We start from the raw sequence: 6,171 nt of genomic DNA, 5'->3' as shown, positions 1-6,171 counted from the left end.
AATTAATAAAAAAACTAGGAGGGTTTTAAAACCCTCCTAGTTTTCTATTTACACAGTTTTTTGGATACTGCCGTTTTGCATAATTTTAAAATTCTACAACTTTTTTATTTGATCAAAAAAGTAGTCATCTTTTTTTAATATCAATGTATAATTATTATCACGAATACTACATTCTTTCTTTCCAAAACCCTTCAATTTCTTCAAGAGATTTTCCCTTTGTTTCTGGAATATATTTATAGGTAACCAATATTATTATTAAAATAAATACGATAAATATAAAATAAGGTAAAGAACCATTCCACGTGGCACTATTATTTACTTCACTATCCATCACTACTGGAAAAGATTGAGAAACCACATAATTTGCCGCCCATTGTGCTGCTACAGCTATAGACATAGCTACACTACGCATTTTATTTGGAAACATCTCAGAAAGCAAAACCCAAACAACTGGTCCCATAGAAAGCGCAAATGACGCTATAAAAATTAGCACGCCCAATAATGATAAAAACCCAACAGATTGTTGTTGTAGCGTAATTCCTAACAATAAAAACCCAACAATCATACCAATAGATCCAATGTATATTAATGGTTTTCTTCCAAACTTATCTACTGTGAACATCGCAATAAAGGTAAATATTAAATTAATAAACGCTAACAATATTTGTTGCGCTAAAATGTCATCTTTACCAAAACCAAGTGCTTTTTCAAAAATATCGGCACCATAATATAATACAGCATTTATTCCTGTAAATTGTTGTAAAACAGAGAGTGTTGTTCCTATAACTATAATTCCAAGAATTATTTTCGAAAAATAATTCACTTTTATATGGTTATCGCTAGTTTTAAGAGAATTTTTTATATCTTCTATTTCTTTATTTGCTTGGTCTGCACTATGTAACTTAGTTAATATTGCCAAGGCATCATCATCTTTTCCTTTAAGAGCTAACCATCGTGGGCTTTTAGGTACAAAAAACAATAATACTAAAAACAGGCAACTTGGAATTAATTCTGACCAAAACATATATTTCCAACCAAATGTTATGTTTTCAGTTTCAGATAAATTGTTTCCAATAAAATATGTAGCCAAAAACACTACAAAAAACCCAATGACTATAGCGAGTTGGTAGTAAGTAACCATTTTTCCTCTTATGTTACTTGGCGCAATTTCTGCTATGTACATAGGTGCATTCATTGATGCTATACCAATTCCCAGACCACCAATAATTCTAAATAGAACTAGTAATGATACGGACTCTGAAAACATAGATGGCAAACCAGAGCCATAGGCTGAAACTGAAAATAATATAGCTGAAATTATTAATGAGTGTTTTCTGCCAAATTTTATACTTAACGGACCTGCTACAATAGCACCAACTAAACACCCCAACAGAGCACTTCCTACAACCCAGCCTTTCATTGCTGAATCTAAATCGAAATGTTTACTTAAATAAAATTGTGCACCATTAATAACTCCTGTATCATAGCCAAATAGCAACCCACCTAATGCAGATACTGCTGTTATTAATAATAAAAAAGATCTTTTATTCATAATTTGTGTTTTAGTTAGTCTTAATTAGTTGTATTTCCACATAAACAGGCAGATGATCCGAAGGATATCTACAATCTTTCGAATCACTTAATACTGCATATTTATTCACTCTGATACTATTATCACTTACAAAAATGTAATCAATACGTCTTGTCACAGGTTGATTAAAATGAAAACCATTAAAAGTTCCAGAAGGTCCAAATGGACTCGTTTTTGAAACCTCTTTAGAATCCTTTAAATGTTTTTTAATAAATTGTATTTGTTCTGTTTTAGGTTCTAAATTAAAATCCCCCATTAGAATAACAGGCAAATTTTCTGTGTTTAACTTATTTATTTTTTGAGTAATTAATTTTGGACTTTCTACACGTGCCCGTTTTCCAACGTGGTCAAAATGAGTATTAAATACCCAAAACCGCTTACTTGTATTTTTATTTTCAAACAAAGCATATGTACAAACTCTGTTACAAACTGCATCCCATCCCATAGATACTTTTTCTGGTGTTTTAGATAACCAAAAAGTAGAACTTTCTATGATTTTGAATATATCCTTCTTATAAAAAATAGCTGAATATTCACCTTCATTTTTACCATTATCACGACCAACGCCCACATAATTATAGTTTACCAGCATACTATCTAAATATTTCATTTGATTAGGTAAAGCTTCTTGAACACCAAAAACATCAGGTTCATAGAAGTTAAATTGCTTTATCATAAAATCTTTTCGATTGTTCCAGCTATTATTGCCTGTTTTTGGGTAATCTAGTTTAATATTATAGGTCATTACTCTTGTGATCTCTTGACCAAACAAACCACCTAAACAACTAAACATAATTACAAGGCAGCTAATTTTTTTCATTTCTTAAATTTATTTTTTTATCATTAATGAAATAGCACATCCACCACCAGCAGCTAAATTAAGTTCTAAAATAGTCTTGTTGTTAACTTCTTTTATCAAAATTTCATAAACTTCAGGATTATTCATATAGTGCGAATTTTTGGTATCCTTATAGATTTTTGCAGTATAGGTTTTATCATTATCTAAAAAATCTAAGTTTATTTTAACTGTTCTTTTATTTTCGTCTGTAATGCACCCTACAAACCAATTTCTTGTACCTTTCTCTTGACGAGCAACGGTTACAAACTCACCAATTTCGGCATCCAAAACTTTAGATATATTCCAATCTACGCCTACATCTTCAATAAATTGAAAAGCGGGGTGTTTATCGTAATTTTTAATTAAATCGGGCACCATTTGAACAGGACTATATAACACGACGTACAAAGCTAATTGATGTGCCAGTGTTGTATTAATTTGATTATCTTCTCTGTAAGGCTTTAATGTTGTATTAAAAATACCTGGTGTATAATCAACAGGGCCACCTAACATACGCGTAAATGGAACAATAGTTAAATGTTCTGGTGGGTTACCACCATCTTTAGACCACGCATTATATTCCTGTCCGCGAACACCTTCACGTGAAATTGCAACAGGAAAAGTTCTGCGTTTTCCTGTTGGTTTTATAGGTTCGTGGGCATTAATTGCTACTTGAGCCTCAATACCTTTCTGCAATACTTTGTGATAGTGGTTTACCATATATTGTCCATGATGATATTCTCCCTCAGGAATAACACTTCCTACATAGCCTGTTTTTACAGTATGAATGTCTAGATACTGCATCAATGCAAAAGCAGTATCTATTTGTTTTTCATACCTTATAATATCGGCAGATGTTTCATGGTGCATAATCAATTCAACCCCTTTAGACTTTCCATAACTCACAACTTCTTTTAAATTATAGTCTGGATAAGGTGTTACAAAATCAAAATGAATATTCTTTTCTTTTTTGTTCCACCATTTTTCCCAACCAATATTCCATCCTTCAACCAACATCGCATTTATATTATGCTCTGATGCAAAATCAATCATTTCTTTAGCATATTTAGTGTTTGCTGCATGGTATTTCCCTGAGTAATCCCAACTACCAGTTCCAATATGCATATCCCACCAAATACCTATATATTTTGTAGGTTTAAAATAAGACATCTCTCCAACTTTATTGGGATCATTAAGGTTTAAGATTAATTTAGATTCTATTAAGCTGCCTGGTTTTTTTGCAATTTGTATGGTTCTCCATGGTGTTTTAAAAGGTGTTTGTCTAACCACTTTAACATTTTTTGAATTTCCAACCAGCTCACTTTTCATTTTTAAAGCTGTAGTATCTACAGCTAAAGTCATACCTGAATAATTGGTTAAATCGGCTTCATGAAAACTTAGGTAAACCCCTGAATCGGTTTTCATTGTAACAGGTGTGTTAACGGCGTTTTCTGGTATATAAGTTTGCCCTAAATGAGTTCCAGGTTTGTAATACTTTAGGGCATTTATTTCTGAAAACTTGGTAGTATTGTATAAATATTCATAGATATCCCAATCTCCAGGAATCCACCATACTTTGGGATTGCTTGTTAATTTAAACTCAGTATTCTCATCAGTAATAATAACTTCTTTTAAATTTTCTTGCTCGGGAAACTCATATCTAAAACCAACACCATCATTGTAAACTTTAAAAATAATATTGAGTCTTCTTTTTAATTTAGAAGTTTCTATAAGTTGAAGCTTTAATTCGTTATAATGATTTCGAACTTGAGCATCTTCGCCCCAAACCATATCCCAAGTCTCATCTATTTGTTTTTCTTCAACATTTATAATTTTAAAATCTGAAGCCAAAGGCATTTCATTTTTAAATTCAAATCCCATTTTTGAAGAATCAATAACGGTCTGATTTGTATAACTGACCTTATAGGTTGGCTCGTTTTTATCAGACAGAAAAAAAGAAACTTTAATTTGTTTATTTGGAGATACTGCGACTAGTTCCTTTTCTTTTTTTTGACAAGAAACAAGAGTTAGTAGTATTAAAAATAAAATTGAAATTTTTGACATAGTATTAATTATTAATGCTCATAAGCTTGCATAGGTTGACCTCTTAAGCGTTCAAAATTTTTATAATTGCGTTTAATTAAAGCTGGATTAGCTCTTTCGAATTCTTTTTCGGTGACCTTGTATTCTGTTTGTAATTGGGCTAATCTTTCTCGTAGTTTTTCTTCTACATCATTATAATTATCATCATTAATTAAATTATTAGTCTCACTTAAGTCGTTCTTTAAATCATATAATTCCCATTCATCTACATCATCATAAACGTGTATAAGTTTATATCGGTTGGTGCGTATTCCATTCATTTTTTTTACCATATGAAAAGCTGGAAAATCATAATAATGATAATACACGGCATCTCTAAACTGGCTATCTTCTATAACTCCTGTTAGCAATGGTTTTAACGATTTACCCTGCATATCTTTAGGAATCTTTACCTCTGCAAAGTCTAAAAATGTTTCAGCAAAATCTAGATTTTGAGTTAATGCTGTAACCTCTGTTTTAGGTTTAATGGTATTAGGATATCTCATTAACATAGGCATTGACAGAGATTGTTCGTACATAAAGCGTTTATCAAACCAGCCTTTTTCACCTAAATAAAACCCTTGGTCTGTAGTATAAATTACAATAGTATTTTTAGATAAATTGTTAGCGTCTAAATAATCTAAAATTTTTCCAACACCTTCATCAACAGCAGCAATAGTTGCCATATAATCTTGTAAATACCTTTGTAGTTTCCATAAATCTAAATCTTTTCCATTTAAATTAGCGTTATGAAAAGCATCGTTTTTTGGCTGATACGCTTTATCCCAAATTGATTTTTGTTGAGGTGTCATTCGTTCAAAATCTGTTTTCCAAGGATTGTGAGCCAACTCGTTACTACCTCTTTCCTTTGTCATTTTTAAATCATGCCCTTCATACATATCGCGATAAATAGTTTGATACTGTTCTTTAGAAGCTGTTGAACCGTTGTGATTTGTAAAATAATTACTAGGCACAGGAAATTGAATAGAATCGTATTTATTTAGATGCCTTAAAGCTGGCATCCAGTTACGGTGAGGTGCTTTGTGCTGTACCATCAACATAAAAGGTCGATTAACATCTTTATTTTTCTTTAAATAATTAATTGCATCTTCTGTAACAATATCTGTAGCGTAGCCAATAATTCTAGTAGTATCTATTTTTTTAGTTTGCTGATTTAGTGATATAAAATCTGGATTGTAATAATTTCCTTGGTCTTGTAATATATTCCAATAATCAAAGCCTTGTGGATTACCGTGCAAATGCCATTTTCCTATCATAGCGGTTTTATAACCTGCTTGTTGCAATAGTTTTGGAAACGTTTGCTGGTTGCCATCAAAACGGTTACCATTCATTCTAAAACCATTAACGTGACTATGTTTTCCTGTTAAAATCACTGCACGACTAGGGCCACAAATAGAATTAGTACAAAAATTATTTTTAAAAATAGCGCCTTCATCAGCAATCCTATCAATGTTTGGTGTTGGTGCTAATTTGCTAATTGGATGATTATATGCACTAATGGCTTGTGTTGCATGATCATCTGCCATTATAAAAATTATGTTAGGCCTTTTTAAATCTTCAACAACAATGCTCTTTTTTTCTTGTTTACAAGCTTGAAAAGCTATGGCTAATATTATATAAAACAGAAGTTTATTCATTT

Annotated in this window: 4 protein-coding genes; all 4 read right to left on the bottom strand. The window is 31.4% G+C overall.

Annotated features, from left to right (window positions below; all coding sequences use genetic code 11):
• Positions 1-166: 166 nt before the first annotated feature.
• The 4 genes from ACY2RX_RS13360 to ACY2RX_RS13345 are packed head-to-tail and all read right to left on the bottom strand — an operon-like array spanning position 167 to position 6,169.
• The gene (locus ACY2RX_RS13360) at positions 167-1,552 is read right to left on the bottom strand and encodes a sugar porter family MFS transporter (protein WP_490104478.1); all 1,386 of its coding nucleotides are present in this window, start codon (positions 1,550-1,552) and stop codon (positions 167-169) included.
• Between the two features lie 10 nt (positions 1,553-1,562).
• Positions 1,563-2,411 (bottom strand): endonuclease/exonuclease/phosphatase family protein, encoded by an 849-nt coding sequence (locus ACY2RX_RS13355; RefSeq protein WP_490104477.1) that lies wholly within the window; start codon positions 2,409-2,411, stop codon positions 1,563-1,565.
• A gap of 9 nt (positions 2,412-2,420) precedes the next feature.
• Positions 2,421-4,493, bottom strand: coding sequence for a glycoside hydrolase family 97 protein (locus ACY2RX_RS13350; RefSeq protein ID WP_490104476.1), 2,073 nt, complete (start codon positions 4,491-4,493; stop codon positions 2,421-2,423).
• A gap of 11 nt (positions 4,494-4,504) precedes the next feature.
• Positions 4,505-6,169 carry a sulfatase family protein gene (locus ACY2RX_RS13345; protein WP_490104475.1) on the bottom strand — a complete coding sequence of 555 codons (1,665 nt, stop codon included), beginning with the start codon at positions 6,167-6,169 and terminating at the stop codon, positions 4,505-4,507.
• Positions 6,170-6,171: the final 2 nt, after the last annotated feature.

It is taken from the genome of Polaribacter sp. 2405UD43-2 (genome assembly GCF_058147125.1).
The sequence above is the reverse complement of the archived record's forward strand: the minus strand, read 5'-3'. Positions and strand labels throughout refer to the sequence as shown.